Origin of the sequence: Achromobacter spanius (genome assembly GCF_039673305.1) — a bacterium.
Taxonomy (GTDB): domain Bacteria; phylum Pseudomonadota; class Gammaproteobacteria; order Burkholderiales; family Burkholderiaceae_B; genus Achromobacter; species Achromobacter spanius_F.
In genome coordinates, this window is sequence record NZ_JBDJLJ010000046.1 from 23,443 (window position 1) to 44,361 (window position 20,919).

Here is a 20,919-nt window from a genome sequence, read left to right on the forward strand (position 1 = left end):
AAGCTGCCAGGCGTGCCCGGGGCGGTCCGCCGCCCGTCCGTTTTCCCAGATCAAGACGCCCTCATGACCCGCCCAACCGATACCCATCTCGTCGAAACGCTGCTGACCAGCGAAGCGTCGTACGACGGCAGCTTCCTGAAGATCCGCCGCGACACCGTCAGCCTGCCCAACGGCAACACCGGCATCCGCGAATACGTGGTGCATCCGGGGGCGGTGGTGGTCATTCCGCTGCTGGACGACGGCCGCGTCCTGCTGGAGCGCCAGTTCCGCTATCCCATCGGGCGCGTCATGACCGAGTTTCCGGCCGGCAAGCTCGATCCGGGCGAAGACCCGCTGGTCTGCGCCAAGCGCGAACTGCTCGAGGAAACGGGCTACACGGCGGACCAGTGGGCACATGCGGGCGCCTTGCACCTGGCCATCGCCTATTCCACCGAGATCATCCACATCTACTTCGCGCGCGGCCTGCGCGCGGGGCAGCGCCAGCTCGACCAGGACGAGTTCCTGGACGTCATCAGCGCGCAGCCGGCGGACCTGATCGACGCCTGCAGCAAGGGCGAGGTCACCGATGCCAAGACGCTGACCTGCGTGCTGTGGATGCAGAACGTGCTGTCCGGCGCCTGGAAGCTCGACTGGCGGGACAACGCCTGAGCGCATCGCGCGGCGTCCCGAACCTGCATGTCCGTCCATCCCGTCCTTATCCAGCCGTCCGGCCTGCGCTTTGATGCGCCGGCGGGCACACCGCTGTTGCAGGCGGCGCAGGCGGCGGGCATCAAGCTGCCCAGCTCCTGCCGCAACGGCACCTGCCGCGCCTGCATGTGTCTCATGCTGGAAGGCTCGGTGACATACGCGATCGAATGGCCGGGCCTGTCGCGCGACGAGAAGGAAGAGGGCTGGATCCTGCCCTGCGTGGCGCTGGCCACCTGCGCGCTGGAAATCCAGGCGCCCGGCGCGGCGCCGGTCGAAGCCGCGCCGCCGCCTGTCCGCGCGCTTACCGGCGCCAGGCGCTAAGCGCGCCCACGGGCAGAAGGGCGGCGGCCATGCCGGCCGCCATGCCCAGCACCATGCCGCCGAAGGGCGCCGCGCCCAGCGATTGGGCGGTCTCGATGCCCAGGCGCGCGCCCAGCACCATGCCCACCGCCATGAGCGCCGCGCAGAGCGCGCGCGAGGCCATGGGCGTGCGCGCATTCCGCGGCCTGGGCCACGGCAGCAGCGCCGCCAGCGCCATCGCGCCGGTGCTGGCGGGCATCAGCGCCGCATGCCGCCATGCCAGCTGCGCCAGCGTGCCCGGCGCGCCGCATTCGCTGGCCAGCAGCGCCGCGGGAATGCGCCAGGTGTCCACCAGCAGGCCGGCGGCCATCGCGGCCATGCAGGCCAGCCACAGGCCCGCCATGCCGCCAGCGGACGGCAGCCGCCTAGCCTTGGCCGTGGCAGGCTTTGCGCGCGGCGTCGCCGTAGCGGTCATGGTGGCGCACCCAGTCGCCCAGGTTGAAGTGGGGGCCGTGTTCGTTGCGGCCCAGCGGAGCGAAGTCCAGATAGTTGTAGGCGCCCGCCAGGCGCTCCACGCCGCGCTCGAAGGTCGAGTAGGTGTGGAAGAGCTCGCCGTCCGGGTCGCGGAAGAAGGCGCTGGCGCCCGAGCGTTCCTCGACGTCGCCGTCGGCCTTGGGCACGGACGCGCCCAGGTCGAAATTGAAATCGCAGCCCTCGGAGGAATACCAGTCGAAATCCCAGCCCATGCGCTGCTTGAACGCGGCGAGCCTGGCGTAGGGAGCGCGCGACACGGCCACGACCGACACGTCGTGGTGGCGCAGATGCATCAGGGCGCTGTCCATGTGATCGGCCAGGAACGAGCAGCCCACGCAGCCGTCTTCCCAGTCTGGACTGAACATGAAGTGGTAGATGATGAGCTGGCTTCTGCCCTGGAAAAGGTGCTCCAGGCCATGCGCCCCGCGGGCGTCCTGGAACTGGTAGGCCTTTTCCACCTTGACCCAGGGCAGGGCCATGCGGTCGCGGGCCAGGGCGTCCTGGGCGTGGGTCAGCTCTTTTTCTCGCCGCAGCAGCGCCTCGCGCGCCAGATTCCACTGCGGACGGGATACGACGGGATGATCGGTTTGCATCGTACGGCTCCTTTGCTTGACGGGCCGGCGGGCCCGGACAGGGGCGAACGGCGGAACGTCAGGCCAGGCCCGCCAGGTGGTCCGCCAGCCGGTCCATGGCGCCCGACCAGCCATGCTCATGGCCGTCCCGGGTGGCTTGGTCGACGAACGGGGTCTGCAGGAAGGCAAGCTCGGTGCCTGTGCCCGCGGCGGTGAATTCAAGGGTGATCAGCGAGGTTTCTTCGGGCGTGTCGCGCCATGCCCAGGTGAACACCAGCCGGCGCGGGTGCTCCACCTCTTGGTAGCGGCCGCTGGCGTAGTGTTCGCGGCCGTCTTCCGTGACGAAGCCCACCTGGTAGGCGCCGCCCGCGCGCACGTCGGTTTCGGCCAGCAGCACGCGCCGCGTGCCGCCGGGGCCGAACCAGCGCATCAGCGCTTGCGGCTCCGTCCAGGCTTGCCAGACGCGTTCGACGGGGGCGTCGAAGCGCCGCTGGAGCCGGAGCTCGATGGGGGAGATTCGGGTTGCCATGGGTCGATTTCCTCTTGGTGGTAGAGATACCGCGCCAGCGAATCCAGTTGCCCGTTCCAGAATTTTTCGTAGCGGGCCAGCCAGTCGGAGGCGGCGCGCATGGGTTCGGGCGACAGCGTGCAGCTCACCACGCGCCCATCCTTGGCGCGGGCGATCAGGCCGGCGTCTTCCAGCACCCGCAGGTGCTTCATGAACGCGGGCAGGGACATCGCGTGGGGCCGGGCCAGCGCGCTGACCGATGCCGATCCCTGTTCCAGGTCCGCCAGCACCCGGCGCCGCGTGCTGTCCGCCAGCGCCGAAAAGATGCCATCCAGCATGTCGTCATTAAACTTAACCATAGGGTTAAGTTTTAGGCTGGCGGCGGCCGCGTGTCAAGTCGGATCGCTCCGGAGTTTCCCTAGGCGGGCGTGCCGCACACGGCTGCACGCCCGCTGGCGGGATCAGGCGTGCCGATGCATGGCCGACTGGTGCTTGGTGTCGCGCATCGTGGCATAGACCAGCAGGGACACGAAGATCACGCCCGCCAGGTAGTAGTAGAACCATTCCTCGTGCCCCTGCTGCTTGAAGGCCAGGGCGATGGCGGGCGCCGTGCCGCCGAAGATCGACACCGTCACCGCGTACGGCACCGCCACGCCGGTGGCGCGGATGCTGGTCGGAAACAGCTCGGCCTTCACGACGGCGTTGATCGACGTGTAGCCCGCGGTGAAGACCCATGCGCCGCAGATCAGCAGGAAGGCGATGAAGGGCGAGTGCGTGCGCGACAGCGTCATCAGGATGGGCACGGTCAGCGATGCGCCGGCCAGGCCGAAGAAAATCAGCAGGGGCTTGCGCCCGATCCTGTCGGACAGCGCGCCGTAGAGCGGCTGCAGGATCAGCGCGAAGATCAGGGATGCGGCGATGATGTAGGTGGTGACGATGTCCGAGAAGCCCGAGGTCTGCCGCACGAAGGTCTGCATGTACGTCGTGAAGGTATAGAAGGCGGCGGTGCCGCCGGCGGTCAGGCCCACCACGATGGCCACTTCGCGCGGATACTGCAGCAGGCCGCGCAGCGAGCTGGTCTTCGGCTTGTGCTGGCTGGCTTCCTTGTAGGAGTCCGTTTCGGGCATGTCGCGCCGCATCAGCGCGGTGACGATCGCCAGCATGGCGCCGATCACGAACGGGATGCGCCAGCCCCAGTCCACCAACTGCTCGTGGGTCAGGAAGACGTTCTGCAACAGCAGCAGCACCAGGATCGCGCAGAGCTGCCCGCCGATCAGGGTCACGTACTGGAAGCTGGAGTAGAAGCCGCGATGCTCGGGGTCCGCGATCTCGGTCAGGTAGGTGGCGCTGGCGCCGTATTCGCCGCCCAGGCTCAGGCCCTCGATCACGCGGGCCAGCGCCAGCAGCGCGGGCGCCGCGAAGCCGATGGTGGCGTAGGTCGGCGTGACGGCGATGATGAGCGACCCCACGCACATCATCGCCACGGACACCATCAGCGATAGCCGCCGCCCGTGGCGGTCGGCGATGTGGCCGAACAGCCAGCCGCCCAGCGGACGCACGATGAAGCCGGCCGCGAACAGCGTGGCGGCGTTCAGTTGCTGGACGACGGGATCGTGGGAAGGGAAGAAGGCGGGCGCGAAATACAAGGCGAACGCGGTATAGGCATAGAAGTCATACCATTCGACCAGGTTGCCCATGGAGCCGACGAAGATCGCCTTGATGCGGCGCTTGGCGTCGGGCATGCCGAGATATGTTTGCGTCATATCCGTCCTTTGGGTGGACTTGTCGGGAGCCGCCGGACACGCGGCCCGCGGACGGGCCCATGGCCCTTGGGTAGCGTCGGGCCGGCCGCGGAACAGGAACACGCATCCCGCTATGTTGCGCCTGCGCGCACGGAAATGCACGCGATGGGATCGCGCGTTTGTTCAGCTGAAAGTCAGGGTTGGGCGGCCCGCGACAGCCGGCAAGCCATGCAAGGCGCGGCCGGGGCGCGCCTACTTGCCGCGCGGCTTGATGATGTCGCAGGCGGCGGCGCCGGCGCCCGCTTGCACGTCTTCGCCCAGCAGCGCGCGCACGCCGCAGATCGATCCGAACATGCGCTTGCTGTCGTGGCCCACGCCGCCCACTTCGAAGCTGGCATGGCGCAGCGCGACGGGCTTGGCGCCGCGCGCGGCCAGGACGTGCTCGTACTGCACGTAGCCCGTGCCGCGCGCCAGGCGCGTGGCGCCCTGGGCTTCGGCGCCGCAGGCCTTGTCCAGCAGGCGATGCTCGGGATTGTTGTCGGCCCCGCCCAGCAGGTAGATCACGTCGCGCGCCGCATAGCGCACGAAGAGCCGGGAATCGTCGGTTTCGCGGGCGTATGCGGGCAGCTTGTCGGTGCCGTATTTGTATTGGTTGTACGTGGGGCAGATGCCGCGCTCGTAGGGCGCATAGCCCTTGCCGTCGGCGCGGGGGCGTTCGTTGGTCAGGTACAGGTAGGACGAGGGGTTGGCGATGACGTAGCGCAGGGCCAGCCCGTCGCGGCGCAGTGCGCCGTCCGTGTTGTTCAGCACGGCGTAGCGGTGCACCAGCTGGGCGCCGGCCGAATGGCCGGCCAGCACGATGCCCGTCAGGGACGCCAGGCGCTTGCGGTCGTCCAGGCTGCGCAGCAGGTCGTCGAGCACCTGGAACGCGCTGACCGGGGCGGGGCGGCCCGCCGCCTGGACGCTGTCTTCGCCGTCTTCCCAGCTGGCCTTGCGCCATGCGGCCATGCCGCCGAATCCGGAGTCGATCGATCCGGGAAAGCGCGGCGCCAGCACCAGCGTGTCGCGCGCCCGGGCCGGGTTGCCGGCGACCAGCGCCGCGGCCGTTTCGTAGTAGTGGTCGGCGTCGCGCTTGACGCCGTGGATGACGATGAGCACCTGCTTGATGTCGCGCAGGTCGTCCTTGGCCAGGTCGCGGTTGGCGTAGACCGGCATCTTGTACCGGTGGCCCGGCCTGCCCAGTTCCACCGCCTGCCAGCGCAGCGGCGCCGCGCGCTTGGGCGCGGGCGTGGCTTCATCGTAGTCGTAGGGATCGGGCAGGGGCGTCTGGGCTCGCGCGCCCAGGGGCGCCAGCAGGGCGGCCGCGGCCAGCGACGCGGCCAGGCCGCGCGCCAGCCATGACCGGGGCGAAGAAGTTGCAGGCGCGCGGCGCATGGCGCGGCGTAGGCTCAGCAGCCTTCGTGGCCCAGCAGCTGCTTGAGTGCCGGCAGGTCCAGGATGCGGACCTCGCGCTGGTTGATCTTGATGAGGCCGTCGCGCGCAAAGCGGGAAAACAGCCGGCTGACCGTTTCCAGCGTCAGGCCCAGGTAGTTGCCGATTTCCTCGCGGCTCATGCGCAGCACGAATTCGGTGGACGAGTAGCCCAGCGAGGCATAGCGCTGCGACAGGTTCAGCAGGAAGGCCGCCAGGCGCTGTTCGGAGCGCATCGAACCCAGCGAAGCCAGCATCTGGTGCGAACGGGTGATCTCGCGGCTCATGAGGCGGCGGAACTGCTGCTGCAGCGACGGCAGGTGCGAGGCCACGCGATCGACTTCGTTCAGGCGGATGACGCAGACCTCGGAGTCTTCCAGCGCGACGGCGGCGGACACGTGCTTGCCGTCGAGCATGCCGTCCATGCCGACGATTTCGCCGGGCAGGTGAAAGCCGGTGATCTGGATCTGGCCGGTGGCGTCTTCCAGCTGCGTCTTGAGGCTGCCGAAGCGCACGCCATATACGGCGTCCAGCGGGTGGTCCAGCGAATACAGCGTCTTGCCTTTTTCAAGGCGGACACGCTCTTTCACCAGCTCGTCCAGCTTTTCGACTTCAGCGGCTGCCATGCCCACGGGAACGCAGACGTGGCCCAGCATGCACGTGGAGCAGTGGGCGGCATCAGGGGCAATGGGTACCCGTTTTTGCATACGATGACCTTTAGAGGTGCCCATTGCGCGGCGGAGGCCGGAACGGGTGTGAAGCATGAGACAGGCGTCTATTGTAGTCCGTTGTTACTACGGGTGTCTTACGGGGAGTCCGATGTTGTCCGGGAGCGCCGGTGGACGATCCAGTCGTCCCCTGCGATTTCCACCGCCGCGGCCCGCAGGGCGGGGTCTATCGGGTAGTACTGGCAGCTCACCAGCCCCCCTTGGCCAGGCCCTTCCAGCCGGGCCAGGACCGTCCGGCGTACGAAGCAGCAGGGCGTGTCCGGCTGGTATTCCTCGATTTCGTCCATCAGCGCGACCAGCGCCGGTTCCACCCGGAAAACGTCGCCCCGGACGCGCCGGCCGTCGTCCACCGGGATCAGTCCGGGCCAGTCGCCGAAATCCACCAGCATGCCCGGCACGCTGGCCGGTCCCACGTGGCTGGCCGGGGGCAGCCCGCGCGCGGCGGCCGCGCGCGACAGATCGTTGATTTCGCCGGCCCGTAGGGTTCCGTACACAAAAACGTATATGCTCATTGCTCAGTTTGCTGCTGCACGTCGAAGAAGACCATGAGGCCGGCCGGGTGTTGAAATTGTCGCATCCGGCCACATATTCAGGTTATCGAGCCAGCCGGCACGTATCGGTCAGGCTCCCCACAAGCCACTACGACCATTATGCGATTCGACAAACTCACGACCAAGTTCCAACAAGCGCTGGCCGACGCGCAAAGTCTGGCCGCCCGCAACGATCATCCCTACATCGAACCCGTGCACGTGCTGTCGGCGCTGCTGTCCGACGCCGACAGCGGCGCCGGCAGCCTGCTGGCGCGCGCCGGCGTGGCGGTCAACCGGCTCGGGCCGGCCCTGGAAAACGCCCTGAAATCCCTGCCGCAGGTGCAGGGCGAGGACAACGTCCAGGTGGGCCGCGACCTGCAGGGCGTGCTGACGCGCACCGACAAGGAAGCCGCGCGCCGCGGCGACACCTACATCGCCAGCGAACTCTTCCTGCTGGCCCTGGCCGACGACAAGGGCGAGGCCGGCCGCATCCTGCGCGATGCCGGCCTGCAGAAGAAGGCCCTGGAAGCCGCCATCGACGCCGTGCGCGGGGGCGAGAACGTCTCCGGCGCGGAAGGCGAGGCCAACCGCGAAGCCCTTTCCAAGTACACGCTGGACCTGACCGAGCGCGCCCGCCAGGGCAAGCTGGATCCGGTCATCGGCCGCGACGACGAAATCCGCCGCACCATCCAGATCCTGCAGCGCCGCACCAAGAACAACCCGGTGCTGATCGGCGAGCCCGGCGTGGGCAAGACCGCCATCGTCGAAGGCCTGGCGCAGCGCATCGTCAACGACGAAGTGCCCGAAACCCTGCGCGGCAAGCGCGTGCTGTCCCTGGACCTGGCGGCCCTGCTGGCCGGCGCCAAGTTCCGCGGTGAATTCGAAGAACGCCTGAAGGCCGTGCTCAAGGAACTGGGCCAGGACGACGGCCGCAACATCGTGTTCATCGACGAACTGCACACCATGGTGGGCGCGGGCAAGGCCGAAGGCGCGATGGACGCCGGCAACATGCTCAAGCCCGCGCTTGCGCGCGGCGAACTGCATTGCATCGGCGCCACCACGCTGGACGAATACCGCAAATACATCGAAAAGGACGCGGCGCTGGAGCGTCGCTTCCAGAAGGTGCTGGTCGACGAACCCGACGTGGAGTCCACCATCGCCATCCTGCGCGGCCTGCAGGAACGCTATGAAATCCACCACGGCGTCGAAATCACCGACCCGGCCATCGTGGCCGCGGCGGAACTCTCGCACCGCTACATCACCGACCGCTTCCTGCCCGACAAGGCGATTGACCTCATCGACGAGGCCGGCGCGCGCATCCGCATGGAAATCGACTCCAAGCCGGAAGTGATGGACAAGCTGGACCGCCGCATCATCCAGCTCAAGATCGAGCGCGAAGCCGTCAAGAAGGAAACCGACGACGCGTCCAAGCGCCGCCTGGGCGTCATTGAAGACGAACTCGAAAAGCTGCAGCGCGAATACAACGACTACGAGGAAATCTGGAAGGCCGAGAAGGCCGCGGTGCAGGGCACCCAGGCCATCAAGGAAGAGATCGACAGCGTGCGCGCCGAAATGGCGGAACTGCAGCGCAAGGGCCAGTTCGACAAGCTGGCTGAACTGCAGTACGGCAGGCTGCCGGATCTTGAGGCACGCCTGAAGGCCGCGGAAGTGGGCGCCGCCGAGGCCGCCGAAAACGCGGAAGGCGACGAGGGCCGTCCGCGCCTGCTGCGCACGCGCGTCGGCGCCGAGGAAATCGCTGAGGTCGTGTCGCGCGCCACCGGCATTCCGGTCTCCAAGATGATGCAGGGCGAACGCGAAAAGCTGCTGCACATGGAAGAATTCCTGCACCGCCGCGTGGTGGGGCAGGACGAGGCCGTGCGCCTGGTGTCCGACGCCATCCGGCGTTCCCGCGCAGGGCTGGCGGACCCGTCGCGTCCGTATGGATCGTTCCTGTTCCTGGGCCCGACCGGCGTGGGCAAGACCGAGCTGACGCGCGCCCTGGCCGAGTTCCTGTTCGATTCCGAAGATCACATGATCCGCATCGACATGAGCGAATTCATGGAGAAGCATTCGGTGGCCCGCCTGATCGGTGCACCGCCCGGATACGTGGGCTACGAAGAGGGCGGCTACCTGACCGAGGCCGTGCGGCGCAAGCCCTACAGCGTCGTGCTGCTCGACGAAGTGGAAAAGGCGCATCCCGACGTGTTCAACGTGCTGCTGCAGGTGCTGGACGATGGCCGCCTGACCGACGGCCAGGGCCGCACCGTGGACTTCCGCAACACGGTCATCGTCATGACGTCCAACCTGGGTTCGCACCATATCCAGTCGCTTGCCGGCCAGCCGTACGACGTGGTCAAGGAAGTGGTCTGGGACGAGCTCAAGCAGACGCTGCGGCCCGAATTCCTGAACCGCATCGACGAAGTGGTCGTGTTCCATGGCCTGGAGGCGCAGCACATCGAGTCCATTGCCCGCATCCAGCTTCGCCGCTTGGGCGAGCGCCTGGAAAAGCAGGAAATGCGACTGGAGATCACGGAGCCGGCGGTGGCGGAACTGGCCCGCTCCGGCTTCGATCCGGTGTTTGGTGCGCGCCCCTTGAAACGCGCGATCCAGCAGCAGATCGAAAACCCGGTGGCGCGCCTTATCCTCGAAGGCCGGTTCGGCCCGCGCGACGTGGTGCCGGTGGACTGGCAGGATGGCCAGTTCGTCTTCACCCGCACGCTGCAGTAAGCGAAAAGCAATAAGCCCGGCGCAAGCCGGGCTTTTTTTCGCCGGAAGGCGGCGCGCCGGGACCGGCGCGCTTAGCTTAGTTTCCGACCGTCACGAACACCGGGTTCGAATAGAACCACAGGTCGTTGTAGTTGCGGGCGTTGATGGCGTTAAAGCGCGCCACGTTGTCCGCCAGATCGACCTTGGCGTCGGGCAGCGGTTCGCCGGCCGCGGTTTCGCCGGCCACGTCCACGCCCAGGTTGGTGCCGCGCAGGCGCAGGTACTGGCTCTTGTCGGCGGTGATGGTGGTCTTGATGACGTTGTAGCCTTCTTCGTCCACCGTCCAGTCGGCGCTGGTGTAGCGGGCCAGCACGCGCGTCGTGGGGTTGGTGTCGGCGTCGTACGCGGCCGTGCCAGCGGTGGCGCGGGCGCCCACGTCGCCCACGATCAGGTCCACGTGGTTCACGGTGGGCTTGACGTAGGTGGGGTTGCCGCTTTCGATCGGGTACTCATAGTTGTTGCGCTCGGGGCTGCGGAAGCGGATGGTGATCTCCACCTTTTCGCCCTTGGCCGCCTTCAGCTCGCCGCCCATGTGCACCGCGCCGGCCGCGCCCTGCGCCTGGAAGTCCAGCGCGTCGATCAGGTCGCCGAACACGCCGAACACGCGCCCGCTCTTCAGGCCCGCCACCACGGCCGCCATGTCGTCGCCGTCTTTCCAGACGTGCGTCTTGGCGTATTCGCCGGGCGCGTAGCCGCTGCTGTACAGGCCGGAGGCGGTGCGGAAGTGGTAGTCCGAATCGGCCACCGTCCAGATGCGGCGTCCTTCGCCCAGCAGCGCGTCCCAGGTGCCGCCCAGATGCGCGACCAGGTAGTCGACGCCGCCATAGGTGCGGTTGGGCAGGAACGGATTGGTGTAGGCCGTGGCGTAGCCGCCGCGGTCCGGTTCCATCTGGTTGCCCACCATGCCTTCGATGGCGAAGAAGACGGACGGCGCCAGGTCGTTCATTTCGCGCAGCTGCGCGGCGGTGTACTTGGCGGCGTAGCGCGAGGGGTGGTTCAGCAGCATGTAGCTGTCGGGGTGCTTGTCGCGCAGCCATTGCAGCGCGGCCAGCGAATCGGCGTGCGTGGTGTAGGCGCGCGTCTCGCCCGACAGGCGCGACACCAGCAGCGGGTCGAACAGGTTGGGATCGCGGTTGGTGAAGAGATACTCGAACTCCGCCACGGCCTCCAGCGACTTGGCCGATTGCGGGTCGTCATAGCCGATGCCGATGTTCACGTGGTCATGCGTGGGCATGTCCCATTCGAACGACGAGAAGATGATCTTGCCGGGATAGCGGCCCGCGGCCTGCTGCTGCTTGATGAAGGGCACTTCGTACTGCGCCATGCCCTGCGAGAACGGGATGGAACCGCCCGCCAGCGTCGCGCCGGTATGGTCGCGCGCCGACAGCCGCAGGTGGTTCGAGATCGCGGCCCAGTCCAGCTTGTAGCGGTCAAACGCCTGGTCCAAAGCGCTTTCCAGGCTGACCTGGGCGTCGTCCGATTGATAGGTGTGCACGTGCAGGTCGCCCGTGGTCCACGCCCCGGTCTCGATCGGCTTGGGCTGCTCGGCCGGCGGCGTGGGGTCGGTCACGACCGGCGGCGTGGGCTGCGGGGCGGTTTCGTCATCGTCGTCGCTGCCGCCGCAGGCGCTCAGGAGGGTGACGCAAGCCAGCGACAGGGGCATGATGGCCCGCCGCAGGCGGGATACTTCGAACTGCATTGAAAAGCACTCCAACGTCATGACGGCATGCAAAACGCATTGCCGCGGAGCGCCGAACTATGCGGGCCCGGAATGACGTGGGGATGACAGCTGCGCGTCAGCCGCCGCGGGCGGCCTGCTTTTTGGCGGGCGCGGCTTCGGCAATCGCCTGCCTGATGATGGCGTTGGCGGTCCAGCGCACGACGCCGGTGATCGCGTCGAGGTCCAGCTTCCAGATGTCCTTGAGCACCAGGAAGACCTCGGTGCCGTAGACCAGCGACAGGGCCTGCGCCACGCGCTCCTGCTGGGCCGGCGTGAGGTCCGTGGCCAGCGGCGCGATGGCGCGCTTCAGGATGTCGACCCGGTGTCCGCGCACCAGCCGGGGTTCCGCGCCCGCCTTGCCGGCGCTGGCCTCGGCGTGCTGCTGCAGGGACACCTGGATGGCGGCGCGCAGCGGGGCTTCGTGGGCTTCCAGCCGGGGATAGGCAAAGCGCAGCAGCTCGTCGACGCGTTCGGCGGCGTCCGGCGTGGCGGAGTCCCAGGCCAGGATGGGGCCCAGGCTTTCGTCCACCACGGCGGCGATCAGCGCGCTCTGGCTGGGGAAGTAACGATAGGCCGTGGCGCGCGATACCTGCGCGTGTTCGGCCAGTTCGGCGACCGACGGCGTGACGCCTTGCGCCATCAGGCGCTGGGCGGCTTCCAGCAGCGTTTTGCGCATGCGCGCGCGTGGCCCGTGCGGGGGTTCTCCGCTGGCTGCCGCCTGGCGGCTGGCGGGGGCGATCAGCCGGGTTCCGGCGGCCGGAACAGCCGTCTTTTTGGCGGGGGGCGGGGTTTGACGTGAGACAGGTGTCTCAGTATGATTCTTTCGTCTCATTTCTAGATTCTACAGGCCTTTGGCCTCACATATCGAGGCGCGCACGGAGTGTAGCCGCCCGCGGAGGAGTCATGACGCATACGAAGCAGCGGGTCTTTGTCGCCGCCACCTACGACACCAAGGGCCACGAGGCCGAATACGTGGTGGACCTGCTCAAGCGCGACGGGCTGGACGTGGTGTCGGTGGACGTGTCGACCTCGGGCGCGCCCAGCGCCGCCCAGGTGCAGGCCCAGGAGATCGCCCGCAGCCACCCCGAAGGGGCCGGCGCGGTCTTCACCGGCGACCGCGGCACCGCCATCGCGGCCATGGCCCTGGCGTTTGAACGCTATGCGGCCGGCAACGGGGAAATCGGCGCGCTGCTGGGCCTGGGCGGCTCGGGCGGAACCGCCCTCATCACGCCGGCCATGCGCGCGCTGCCCATCGGCACGCCCAAGGTGATGGTGTCCACGATGGCCTCGGGCAACGTCGCCCCGTATGTGGGGCCGTCGGACATCGCCATGATGTATTCCGTGACGGACGTGGCGGGCCTGAACCGCATCTCGCGCCGCGTGCTGGCCAATGCGGCCGGGGCGATCGGCGGGGCCTTCCGCCAGGCCGCCAGCGCCGCCGCCGACGACGGCCGGCCCGCGGTGGGCATCACCATGTTCGGCGTCACCACTCCCTGCGTGCAGCAGGTCGTTCCGCTGCTGGAATCGCGCTACGACTGCCTGGTGTTCCACGCCACGGGCACGGGCGGGCAGTCCATGGAAAAGCTGCTGGACAGCCGCCTGCTGGCGGGCGTGCTGGACCTGACCACCACTGAAGTCTGCGACCTGCTCTTCGGCGGCGTGCTGGCCTGCACCGAAGACCGCTTCGGCGCCGTGGCGCGCAGCGGCGCGCCCTACGTCGGTTCGTGCGGCGCGCTGGACATGGTGAATTTCGGCGGGATGGATACCGTTCCCGAACGCTACCGCGGCCGCAAGTTCTATCCGCACAATCCGCAGGTGACGCTGATGCGCACTACCGTTCAAGAGAACACCCGGCAGGGCGAATGGATCGCCAGCCGCCTGAACCTGTGCAACGGCCCCGTGCGCTTCCTGATCCCCGAAGGCGGCGTGTCGGCGCTGGACGCGCCGGGCCAGTCGTTCTGGGATCCCGAGGCCGACGCCGCGCTGTTCGCCGCGCTGGAAGCCACTCTGCAGCAGACCGCTGACCGCCGGCTGGTGCGCGTTCCCTGCCACATCAACGATCCGCTGTTCGCAAAGACGGCGGTGGAACACTTTCTTGAAATTGCCGCACACTGAGGATTGCCGCCATGCCGCGTTTTGACCGTAACGAACTGCTGGACAAGTTTCGCGCCATGGTGCGCGCCCGCACGCCCATCGTGGGCGGCGGCGCGGGCACCGGGCTGTCCGCCAAGTGCGAGGAAGCGGGCGGCATCGACCTCATCGTGATCTACAACTCGGGCCGTTACCGCATGGCCGGCCGCGGATCGCTCGCGGGCCTGCTGGCGTACGGCAACGCGAATGAGATCGTCGTGGACATGGGCCGCGAAGTCCTGCCGGTGGTCAAGAAGACGCCGGTGCTGGCCGGCGTGAACGGCACCGACCCGTTCTGCGACTTCGACGTGTTCCTGGACGACCTCAAGCGCCAGGGCTTTGCCGGCGTGCAGAACTTCCCCACGGTGGGGCTCATCGACGGCAACTTTCGCGCCAACCTGGAAGAAACCGGCATGGGCTATGCGCTGGAAGTGGACATGATCCGCCTGGCGCACAAGAAGGGCATGCTGACCACGCCCTATGTCTTCAACGAGGACGATGCCGTGGCCATGACCCGCGCGGGCGCGGACATCATCGTCGCGCACATGGGGCTGACCACGGGCGGGGCCATCGGCGCCGAGACCGCGCTGACCCTGGACGATTGCGTTGCCGCAATCGATCGCATCGCCGAAGCCGCGCTGGCGGTGCGTCCGGATATCATCGTGCTGTGCCACGGCGGGCCGATCGCCACGCCGCAGGACGCGGCCCATGTGCTGCGCGCGTGCAAGCATTGCCATGGCTTTTACGGCGCCAGCTCGATGGAGCGCCTGCCCACCGAACAGGCGCTCACGGCCGCCACGCGCGAGTTCAAGAACCTGACTTTCTGACCTGCCTTTGCCGCCCGCCGTTTCCCTCGACCCGACGCGTCCGCGTCCCCGGAGCCCGTATGCCGCACACCGTACATATCACCGCCATCGTCCACGCGCCGCTGGACAAGGTCTGGCCCATGTTCCGCGATTTCAACGGTCTGGGGGCCTGGCATCCGGGCATCGCGCAGAGCAGGCTGGAAGAGGGCGGGCGCCATGACGCCGTGGGCACCGTGCGGCACCTGACGCTCAAGCCGTCGGGCTTCGTGCGCGAGCAGCTGCTGATGCTGGACGATCCCAATACGGCGCTGCGCTATTCCATCATCGACACGGACCTGCCCATGCGCGACTACGTCGCCGGCGTGTCGCTGCATCCCGTCACGGAAGGCGGCGGAACGCTGGTGCAGTGGTGGGCCGATTTTCGCGTCGAAGGCGCGGAACTGACCGACGTGGCCGGGGCGGTCGGACAGGGCGTGTTCGCAGCCGGGCTGGCTGCGTTGGACGCCAAGCTGCGTGGGGGCTGAGGGCGCGAAGCCCGTTGTCCCGGCGCTTCAGCTCTTTTGCTTGCCGCGGGGCGACAGGCGCCGGCACCCCGCCGGCAATTGCGCCGTCCGCAGGTACGCGTGGATGGCGCCGATGAGGGCCAGCGCCGCGGGGCTCAAGGGGTATTCCTTGTGGCGGATGATGCACACCGTGCGCACCACCGTGGGCCGCGCCAGCAGGGCAAAGGCCAGGCCGGGTTCCAGCACCCGCTGCGCGGCCAGCGCCGGCAGCAGCGCCACGCCCATGCCGGCCTTGACCAGCGCCGCCTGCGACGTGGTGCTGGACGCTTCATAGAAGGGCGCGGCGGCCTCGATCGGCAGGTCGGCGCGGGCGCGCAGCAGCGCCATGATGCCGGTCTCGTCCACCACCCCCACCAGCTTGCGCCCGGCCAGCTCCGTCCAGCGCAAGGTGCCGTCCTGCCCCGGGCGCAGGCCGGCGTCGTCCTGGCGGTACAGCACGCCGAACCGGTCTTCCAGCAGGGCGTCGAACTGCAGGCTGGGGGCGTCGGCCCAGCGGCTGGTCAGGCCGAAATCCACCTCGCGCGCGGCCACCTTGCGCTGGATGCGCCCGGAATTGTCGTCGCTGAGATACAGGCGCACCGCCGGGTACTGCGCCGAGAACGCGGCTGCGGCGGGCGCGATGATCTGCGTGATGGCCGACGGCGCCGCGGCCACGCCCACGCGCCCGCGCTCCAGCGCGCCAAAGCGCACCACGTCCTCGATCACGCCGTCGAAATCCGCCAGCAGCCGCATGACCCGGGGCAGGAACTCCTCGCCGGCGGGTGTCAGCAGCACGCGCCGGCTGGTGCGCGCAAAGAGCTGCGTGCCCAGCGCGTCTTCCAGTTGGCGCACCAGGCTGGTCACGGACGATTGCGTCTGGAACAGGCGCTTGGCCGCGTGCGTGAAGCTGGATTCCTGGGCCACGGCCACGAAGGCGGTCAGGTGTTTCAGGGTGACGTGCTTGGGCAGGCGATTCATTTCAAAATGAGATGGATGGATCAGTAAAAACAATTTTTCCAGATTGATCCGACGGACGATACTACGGCCTTCATCAAGGCGGAAGAATCATGCGGCAGGGCGATCTGGATCTCATCATCGAAGGCGGCTGGCTCATCGACGGCCTGGGCGGTCCGCGGCGGCGCGCCGACGTGGGCGTGGCGGGCGAGCGCATCGCGGCCATCGGCGACCTGACGGGCGTCCCGGCCCTGCGCCGCGTGGACGCCGCCGGCAAGATCGTGGCGCCGGGCTTCATCGACGTGCACGGCCATGACGACCTGATGTTCGTGGAAAAGCCCGACCTGGCCTGGAAGACCAGCCAGGGCATCACGTCGGTCGTGGTCGGAAACTGCGGCGTGAGCGGCGCGCCCGCGCCGCAGGCGGGCAATACGGCGGCGGCGCTGGCCCTGCTGGGCGAGACGCCGCTGTTCGCCAGCATGGGCGATTACTTCGACGAGCTGCGCGTGCGCCAGCCCGTCATCAACGTGGCGGCCCTGGTGGGCCACGCCAACCTGCGCCTGGCCGCCATGCGCGATCCCAAGGCCCAGCCGACCGAGCAGGAACAGGACCTGATGCAGCGCATGCTGGCCGAGGCCCTGGCGTCCGGCGCGGTGGGCTTCAGCACCGGCCTGGCCTACCAGCCGGGCGGTGTGGCGCAGCAGGCCGAACTGGAAGGCCTGGCGCGTGTCGCGGCGGCGCACGGCGCGATGCACACCAGCCATATCCGCAATGAGGGCGACGAAGTCGAGGCCGCGGTGGACGAGGTGCTGGCCATCGGCCGCAGCACCGGCTGCGCGACCGTGCTGTCGCACCACAAGTGCATGATGCCCCGCAATTGGGGCAAGAGCCGCGCCACGCTGGCCAACATCGACCGCGCGCGCGCCGAAGGCGTGGACGTCGCGCTGGACATCTATCCCTATCCGGGCAGCTCCACCATCCTGATTCCCGAGCGCGCCGAGATCATCGACGACATCCGCATCACGTGGTCGACGCCGCACCCCGAGTGCAGCGGCGAATACCTCAGCGACATCGCGGCGCGCTGGGGCTGCGACAAGACCACGGCGGCGGAGCGCCTGTGCCCCGCCGGCGCGATCTACTTCGCGATGGACGAGAACGAGGTGCGCCGCATCTTCCAGCACGACTGCTGCATGGTCGGCTCGGACGGGCTGCCGAACGACGCGCACCCGCACCCCCGGCTGTGGGGCAGCTTCACGCGGGTGCTGGGCCGCTACGTGCGCGAGGCCCGGCTTGTGACGCTGGAGGCGGCGGTGGCCAAGATGACCTCCTTGCCCGCCCGCGTCTTCGGCCTGGCGGGTCGGGGAGAACTCAGCGTGGGCGCCTGGGCGGACATCGTGGTGTTCGATGCCGACACCGTCGTGGACCGCGCCACCTGGGAAGAACCCACCCTGGCGTCCATCGGCGTGGAGCACGTGCTGGTCAATGGCCAACAGGTGTTTCCGGCCGCCGCCGGCATGCCGCGTCCCGGAAAGATCCTTCGCCGCGTCCAGGACGCCGCAAAATCCCTTCGATAACAACATCAGCTTCCCCACAGGAGACAAACCATCATGTTCCGCAAGACTTGCGCCGCCCTGGCGCTGGCCGCCGCGCTGCCCGCGGCCCACGCCGCCTTTCCCGATCGCCCCATCACCCTGATCGTGCCGTTCCCGGCGGGCGGCCCCACGGATATCGTGGGCCGCGTGGCCGCGGCCAAGGCAGGCGAGATCCTCGGCCAGCAGATCGTGGTGGAAAACCGCACGGGCGCGTCCGGCACGATCGGCATGACGGCCACGGCGCGCGCCAAGCCGGACGGCTACACCGTCGGCCTGGCCACCGTCAGCACGCACGGCACGGCGCCGCACCTGTTCCCCAACCTGGCCTACGACCCGGTCAAGGACTTCACGCCGATCAGCAATCTGGTGACCAGCCCCAACATCCTCAGCGTGAATCCGAAGTTTCCGGCCAAGACCCTGGCCGAGTTCGTCACCCACGTGCGCGCCAATCCCGGCAAGGACGGCTATGCCAACGCGGGCGCGGGCGGCGTGAATGACCTGGGCATGATCTGGTTCCTGCAGATCATCGGCGGCAAGATGAACAGCATCTCGTACCGCGGCTCCGCACCGGCGTTGACTGACACGGTGGGGGGCGTGGTGCCCGTGATCTTCGACAACTTCCCGTCGTCGCTGCCCTACGTGAAGAGCAATCACCTGCAGGCGCTGGCGATCACCGGCACGGCGCGCAATCCGCGCCTGCCGGACGTGCCGACGTTCGCGGAGCAGGGCTACAAGGACTACGACGTAACCGCATGGTATGGCGTGGTGGGCCCGGCCGGCATGCCGGCCGACGTGCGCGACAAGCTGGCCGACGCCTTTGCCCGCGCGGTCCGCGATCCGGCCACGGCGGCCAAGATGGAAGAGACCGGGGCGTTCCCTCTGGGCAACACGCCCGCGCAGTTCGGCGAGCAGATCCGCACCGAGCGCGACCGCTGGAAGACGGTGATCGAGCGCGCGCAGATCAAGCTGCAGTAGTGCGCATGCCGCGGTCCCGGGACCGCGCCGGAGCCCGGTCCTTGCGGGCCGGGCTTTGCTTTTTTCAGTACACGTCGCGCCGGTAACGGCCGGCGTGCTGCAGGGATTGCAGGCGCTCCGCGCCCAGGATGTCCTGCAGGGCGGCGTCAACGCCGCCGGCCATGCCTTGCAGGCTGCCGCACACGTAGATAGCGGCGCCGGCGTCGGCCCAGGCGCGCACGTCGTCCGCCTGTTCGCGCAGGCGGTGCTGCACGTAGCGGCGCTCGGCCTGGTCGCGGGAAAACACGGCGTCCACGCGTTCCAGCGTGCCGTCTTCCCGCCACTGCGCGATTTCTTCCCGGCAGAACCAGTCGGCGGCGGCATTGCGCTCGCCGAAGACCAGCCAGTTGCGGCGATGGCCGGCGGCGCGGCGCGCCTTGATCAGGGCGCGCAGCCCGGCAAGACCCGTGCCGTTGCCCACCAGGATCATCGGACGGTCGTCCGCCGGCGCATGGAAATTGCGGTTGGCGCGCACGCGCAAGGCGATTTCGTCGCCAGCCTGGGCGATGTGCGTCAGCCAGCCGCTGCCCAGCCCCAATTCGCCGTCCGCGCCGCGCATCTGGCGCACCAGCAGCTGGACCGCGCCGTCCTGCGGCAGCGACGCGATGGAGTATTCGCGGTGCGTCTGCAACGGGCCGCCGCGTTCAAGCCGGGGACCGATCTCGGCGATGTCGCCGGCCTGCCACGGCCGCGTACCTTCGGCGGGCGGGGCAAGCGTGAGCAGAAAGCAGGGCCCGCCCTGGCTGTGTGGATTGAGCAGCGTCCGATCCGCCAGGCGCCAGGATTCGTAGACGGGGGCTTCCCAGTCGGGCAGGTCGCTGCGCCCCGCCAGCAGGCCCAGGTGGTGCTGCCAATGCCGCAGGGCTGCCGCGTCGTCGTTGTCGACCTCCACCAGGTCGAACAGCGGCGCGGCGCCCTGGCCATGCAGCCAGTCGTTCAAGCGATGGCCGAAGCCGCAGAATTGCGCATAGTCGCTGTCGCCCAGCGCCAGCACGGCGTAATGCGCGCCTTGCAGCGCGGCGCTGCCCGAGGCCTGCTGCATCTGTCCGGCAAAAGCCGCCGCCGCGTCAGGCGGATCGCCCTCACCGTAGGTGCTGACGACGAACAGCATGCGGCGATACGCGGCCAGGCGCGCCGCGTCCAGCTGGTCCATCGAGGCCACGCGCACGTTCAGCCCGCCCGCGCGCAGGGAATCCGCGGTCTGCGCGGCCAGCGATTCGGCATAGCCGGTCTGGCTGGCGTAGGCGACCAGCAGGGTGTCTTCCGGGGCGGGGGCGTTCAGGGCCTGCAGCGCCAGCGCCTGCTGCGCTTCGTGGCGCCGGGCGCGGCGCCAGGCCCACAGGCACAGCAGCGCCCAAGCCAGCACCACGCACGCCGCCGCGATCAACCGGGTCTGGGTCATTGGGCGTTCAGCGCGGTTGGGCCAGGGCCTGGAACGCCGGCGTGGCGGCGACGCGCCAGGCGTCGCGCTCGCGCAGGATGAAGAGGGCCGCGAGCTCATGGCGGCGGGCATAGGCCAGCCCGTCGGCTTCGCCCAGCACCGTCAAGGCGGTGGCCAGCGCATCGGCCTGCATGCAGCCGGCGTGCACCACCGTCACCGAGGCCACGGGATTGCGCACCGGGTGGCCCGGGCGCGGGTCTATCGTGTGGGCATAGCGCGCATCGCCCGTGCCCGCATGGCGCCGGTAGTCGCCGGACGTGGCGATGCTGCAATCATTCAGGGGCAACGCCAGCGCGTGGTCGTCGCTGGCGTCCGGGACTTCGATGGCCACGCGCCAGGCGTGTCCGTCCGGACGCTTGCCGCGCGCGCGCAGTTCGCCGCCCACCTCGACCAGGTAATTCGCGACGCCCAGGGCGTCCAGCGCCTGCGCGGCGCGGTCCACGCCATAGCCCTTGGCGATGGACGACAGGTCCAGGTAGGCGCCGCCTGGCTGGTAGGCCGCCAGCCTGGCTTCATCCAGCGCCACACGCCGCCAGCCGCACCGGCTGCGCGCGGCCTCGACGGCGGCGGGCGAGGGCGGCTCGAAGGCGCGCTGGTGCGGGCCGAAGCCCCAGGCGTTCACCAGCGGTCCCACCGTGGGGTCGTACGCGCCGCCGCTGTCGTCGGCCAGCATCAGCGCATGGCGCAGCACGTGGAAGAATTCAGCGGGGATGTCCTGCCAGCCGGGGCCGGCCCGGTTGTAGCGCGTGATGTCGGAATCGGCTTCCCAGGTGCTCATCTGCGCGACCACCTGGTCCAGCGCGGCCTGGATCGCCTGGCGCGCCGAAGCGTCGGCAAGCCCGGCCGGCAGCGCCATGCGCGCGGACCATGTGGTGCCCATGGT

The 20,919-nt window shown here is 68.7% G+C and carries 21 protein-coding genes; 8 read left to right on the plus strand and 13 right to left on the minus strand.

What is annotated here, in order from left to right; genetic code table 11:
- Positions 1–63: 63 nt before the first annotated feature.
- Complete coding sequence (locus ABE485_RS24470) at positions 64–648, plus strand: NUDIX hydrolase (protein ID WP_346517839.1); 585 nt, start codon at positions 64–66, stop codon at positions 646–648.
- Between the two features lie 27 nt (positions 649–675).
- Positions 676–1,008, plus strand: coding sequence for a 2Fe-2S iron-sulfur cluster-binding protein (locus ABE485_RS24475; protein ID WP_346517840.1), 333 nt, complete (start codon positions 676–678; stop codon positions 1,006–1,008).
- On the opposite strand, the gene ABE485_RS24480 is transcribed toward ABE485_RS24475, so the two are convergent.
- From ABE485_RS24480 to ABE485_RS24515, 8 genes are all read right to left on the minus strand, one after another.
- Positions 989–1,462, minus strand: coding sequence for a hypothetical protein (locus ABE485_RS24480; RefSeq protein ID WP_346517841.1), 474 nt, complete (start codon positions 1,460–1,462; stop codon positions 989–991). The two genes, ABE485_RS24475 and ABE485_RS24480, sit on opposite strands and share 20 nt — an antisense overlap.
- A complete protein-coding gene (locus ABE485_RS24485; protein WP_346517842.1) occupies positions 1,413–2,114 on the minus strand; it encodes a DUF899 domain-containing protein in 702 nt (233 codons plus the stop codon). The genes ABE485_RS24480 and ABE485_RS24485 overlap by 50 nt, the downstream gene beginning before the upstream one ends.
- A gap of 58 nt (positions 2,115–2,172) precedes the next feature.
- Positions 2,173–2,622 carry an SRPBCC family protein gene (locus ABE485_RS24490; protein ID WP_346517843.1) on the minus strand — a complete coding sequence of 150 codons (450 nt, stop codon included), beginning with the start codon at positions 2,620–2,622 and terminating at the stop codon, positions 2,173–2,175.
- Positions 2,523–2,960, minus strand: a complete 438-nt coding sequence (locus ABE485_RS24495; protein ID WP_346517844.1) for an ArsR/SmtB family transcription factor — start codon at positions 2,958–2,960, stop codon at positions 2,523–2,525. Before ABE485_RS24495 ends, ABE485_RS24490 begins: the two co-directional genes overlap by 100 nt.
- Positions 2,961–3,062: 102 nt before the next feature.
- Positions 3,063–4,364 carry an MFS transporter gene (locus ABE485_RS24500; RefSeq protein WP_346517845.1) on the minus strand — a complete coding sequence of 434 codons (1,302 nt, stop codon included), beginning with the start codon at positions 4,362–4,364 and terminating at the stop codon, positions 3,063–3,065.
- 231 nt (positions 4,365–4,595) lie between these two features.
- Positions 4,596–5,777 carry a hypothetical protein gene (locus ABE485_RS24505; RefSeq protein ID WP_346517846.1) on the minus strand — a complete coding sequence of 394 codons (1,182 nt, stop codon included), beginning with the start codon at positions 5,775–5,777 and terminating at the stop codon, positions 4,596–4,598.
- A 14-nt stretch (positions 5,778–5,791) separates the two neighbouring features.
- Entirely contained in the window at positions 5,792–6,520 is a 729-nt protein-coding gene (locus tag ABE485_RS24510; protein WP_008160637.1) for a helix-turn-helix domain-containing protein, read from the minus strand.
- A 98-nt stretch (positions 6,521–6,618) separates the two neighbouring features.
- Positions 6,619–7,053 carry a gamma-glutamylcyclotransferase family protein gene (locus ABE485_RS24515; RefSeq protein WP_346517847.1) on the minus strand — a complete coding sequence of 145 codons (435 nt, stop codon included), beginning with the start codon at positions 7,051–7,053 and terminating at the stop codon, positions 6,619–6,621.
- A 138-nt stretch (positions 7,054–7,191) separates the two neighbouring features.
- Between ABE485_RS24515 and clpB the strand changes: the two genes are divergently transcribed.
- Positions 7,192–9,798, plus strand: a complete 2,607-nt coding sequence (clpB, locus tag ABE485_RS24520) for an ATP-dependent chaperone ClpB (protein WP_346517848.1) — start codon at positions 7,192–7,194, stop codon at positions 9,796–9,798.
- Between the two features lie 76 nt (positions 9,799–9,874).
- Here the strand turns inward: clpB and ABE485_RS24525 are convergent, their stop codons facing one another.
- Both ABE485_RS24525 and ABE485_RS24530 read right to left on the minus strand, forming a co-directional pair.
- The gene (locus ABE485_RS24525) at positions 9,875–11,536 is read right to left on the minus strand and encodes an S-layer protein (RefSeq protein ID WP_346517849.1); all 1,662 of its coding nucleotides are present in this window, start codon (positions 11,534–11,536) and stop codon (positions 9,875–9,877) included.
- Between the two features lie 97 nt (positions 11,537–11,633).
- On the minus strand, positions 11,634–12,299 hold the full coding sequence (locus tag ABE485_RS24530) for a TetR/AcrR family transcriptional regulator (protein ID WP_346517859.1): 666 nt from the start codon (positions 12,297–12,299) through the stop codon (positions 11,634–11,636).
- Positions 12,300–12,460: 161 nt separating this feature from the next.
- Between ABE485_RS24530 and ABE485_RS24535 the strand changes: the two genes are divergently transcribed.
- Genes ABE485_RS24535 through ABE485_RS24545 form a run of 3 tightly spaced genes read left to right on the plus strand, consistent with a single transcriptional unit; the run spans position 12,461 to position 15,017 of the window.
- Positions 12,461–13,672 carry a Tm-1-like ATP-binding domain-containing protein gene (locus tag ABE485_RS24535; protein WP_346517850.1) on the plus strand — a complete coding sequence of 404 codons (1,212 nt, stop codon included), beginning with the start codon at positions 12,461–12,463 and terminating at the stop codon, positions 13,670–13,672.
- An 11-nt stretch (positions 13,673–13,683) separates the two neighbouring features.
- Complete coding sequence (locus ABE485_RS24540) at positions 13,684–14,514, plus strand: phosphoenolpyruvate hydrolase family protein (protein ID WP_346517851.1); 831 nt, start codon at positions 13,684–13,686, stop codon at positions 14,512–14,514.
- 59 nt (positions 14,515–14,573) lie between these two features.
- On the plus strand, positions 14,574–15,017 hold the full coding sequence (locus ABE485_RS24545) for an SRPBCC family protein (RefSeq protein ID WP_346517852.1): 444 nt from the start codon (positions 14,574–14,576) through the stop codon (positions 15,015–15,017).
- A 27-nt stretch (positions 15,018–15,044) separates the two neighbouring features.
- Here ABE485_RS24545 and ABE485_RS24550 read toward each other — a convergent pair whose 3' ends face one another.
- Positions 15,045–16,013, minus strand: coding sequence for a LysR family transcriptional regulator (locus ABE485_RS24550; RefSeq protein ID WP_346517853.1), 969 nt, complete (start codon positions 16,011–16,013; stop codon positions 15,045–15,047).
- A gap of 89 nt (positions 16,014–16,102) precedes the next feature.
- Here ABE485_RS24550 and ABE485_RS24555 point away from each other — a divergent pair, with 89 nt between their 5' ends.
- A complete protein-coding gene (locus ABE485_RS24555) occupies positions 16,103–17,563 on the plus strand; it encodes an N-acyl-D-amino-acid deacylase family protein (protein WP_346517854.1) in 1,461 nt (486 codons plus the stop codon).
- A gap of 33 nt (positions 17,564–17,596) precedes the next feature.
- Entirely contained in the window at positions 17,597–18,556 is a 960-nt protein-coding gene (locus ABE485_RS24560) for a tripartite tricarboxylate transporter substrate binding protein BugE (protein WP_346517855.1), read from the plus strand.
- A gap of 64 nt (positions 18,557–18,620) precedes the next feature.
- On the opposite strand, the gene ABE485_RS24565 is transcribed toward ABE485_RS24560, so the two are convergent.
- On the minus strand, positions 18,621–19,997 hold the full coding sequence (locus ABE485_RS24565) for a sulfite reductase subunit alpha (RefSeq protein ID WP_346517856.1): 1,377 nt from the start codon (positions 19,995–19,997) through the stop codon (positions 18,621–18,623).
- 7 nt (positions 19,998–20,004) lie between these two features.
- A partial coding sequence (locus tag ABE485_RS24570; RefSeq protein WP_346517857.1) for an FAD:protein FMN transferase occupies positions 20,005–20,919 on the minus strand: 915 nt, incomplete at its 5' end.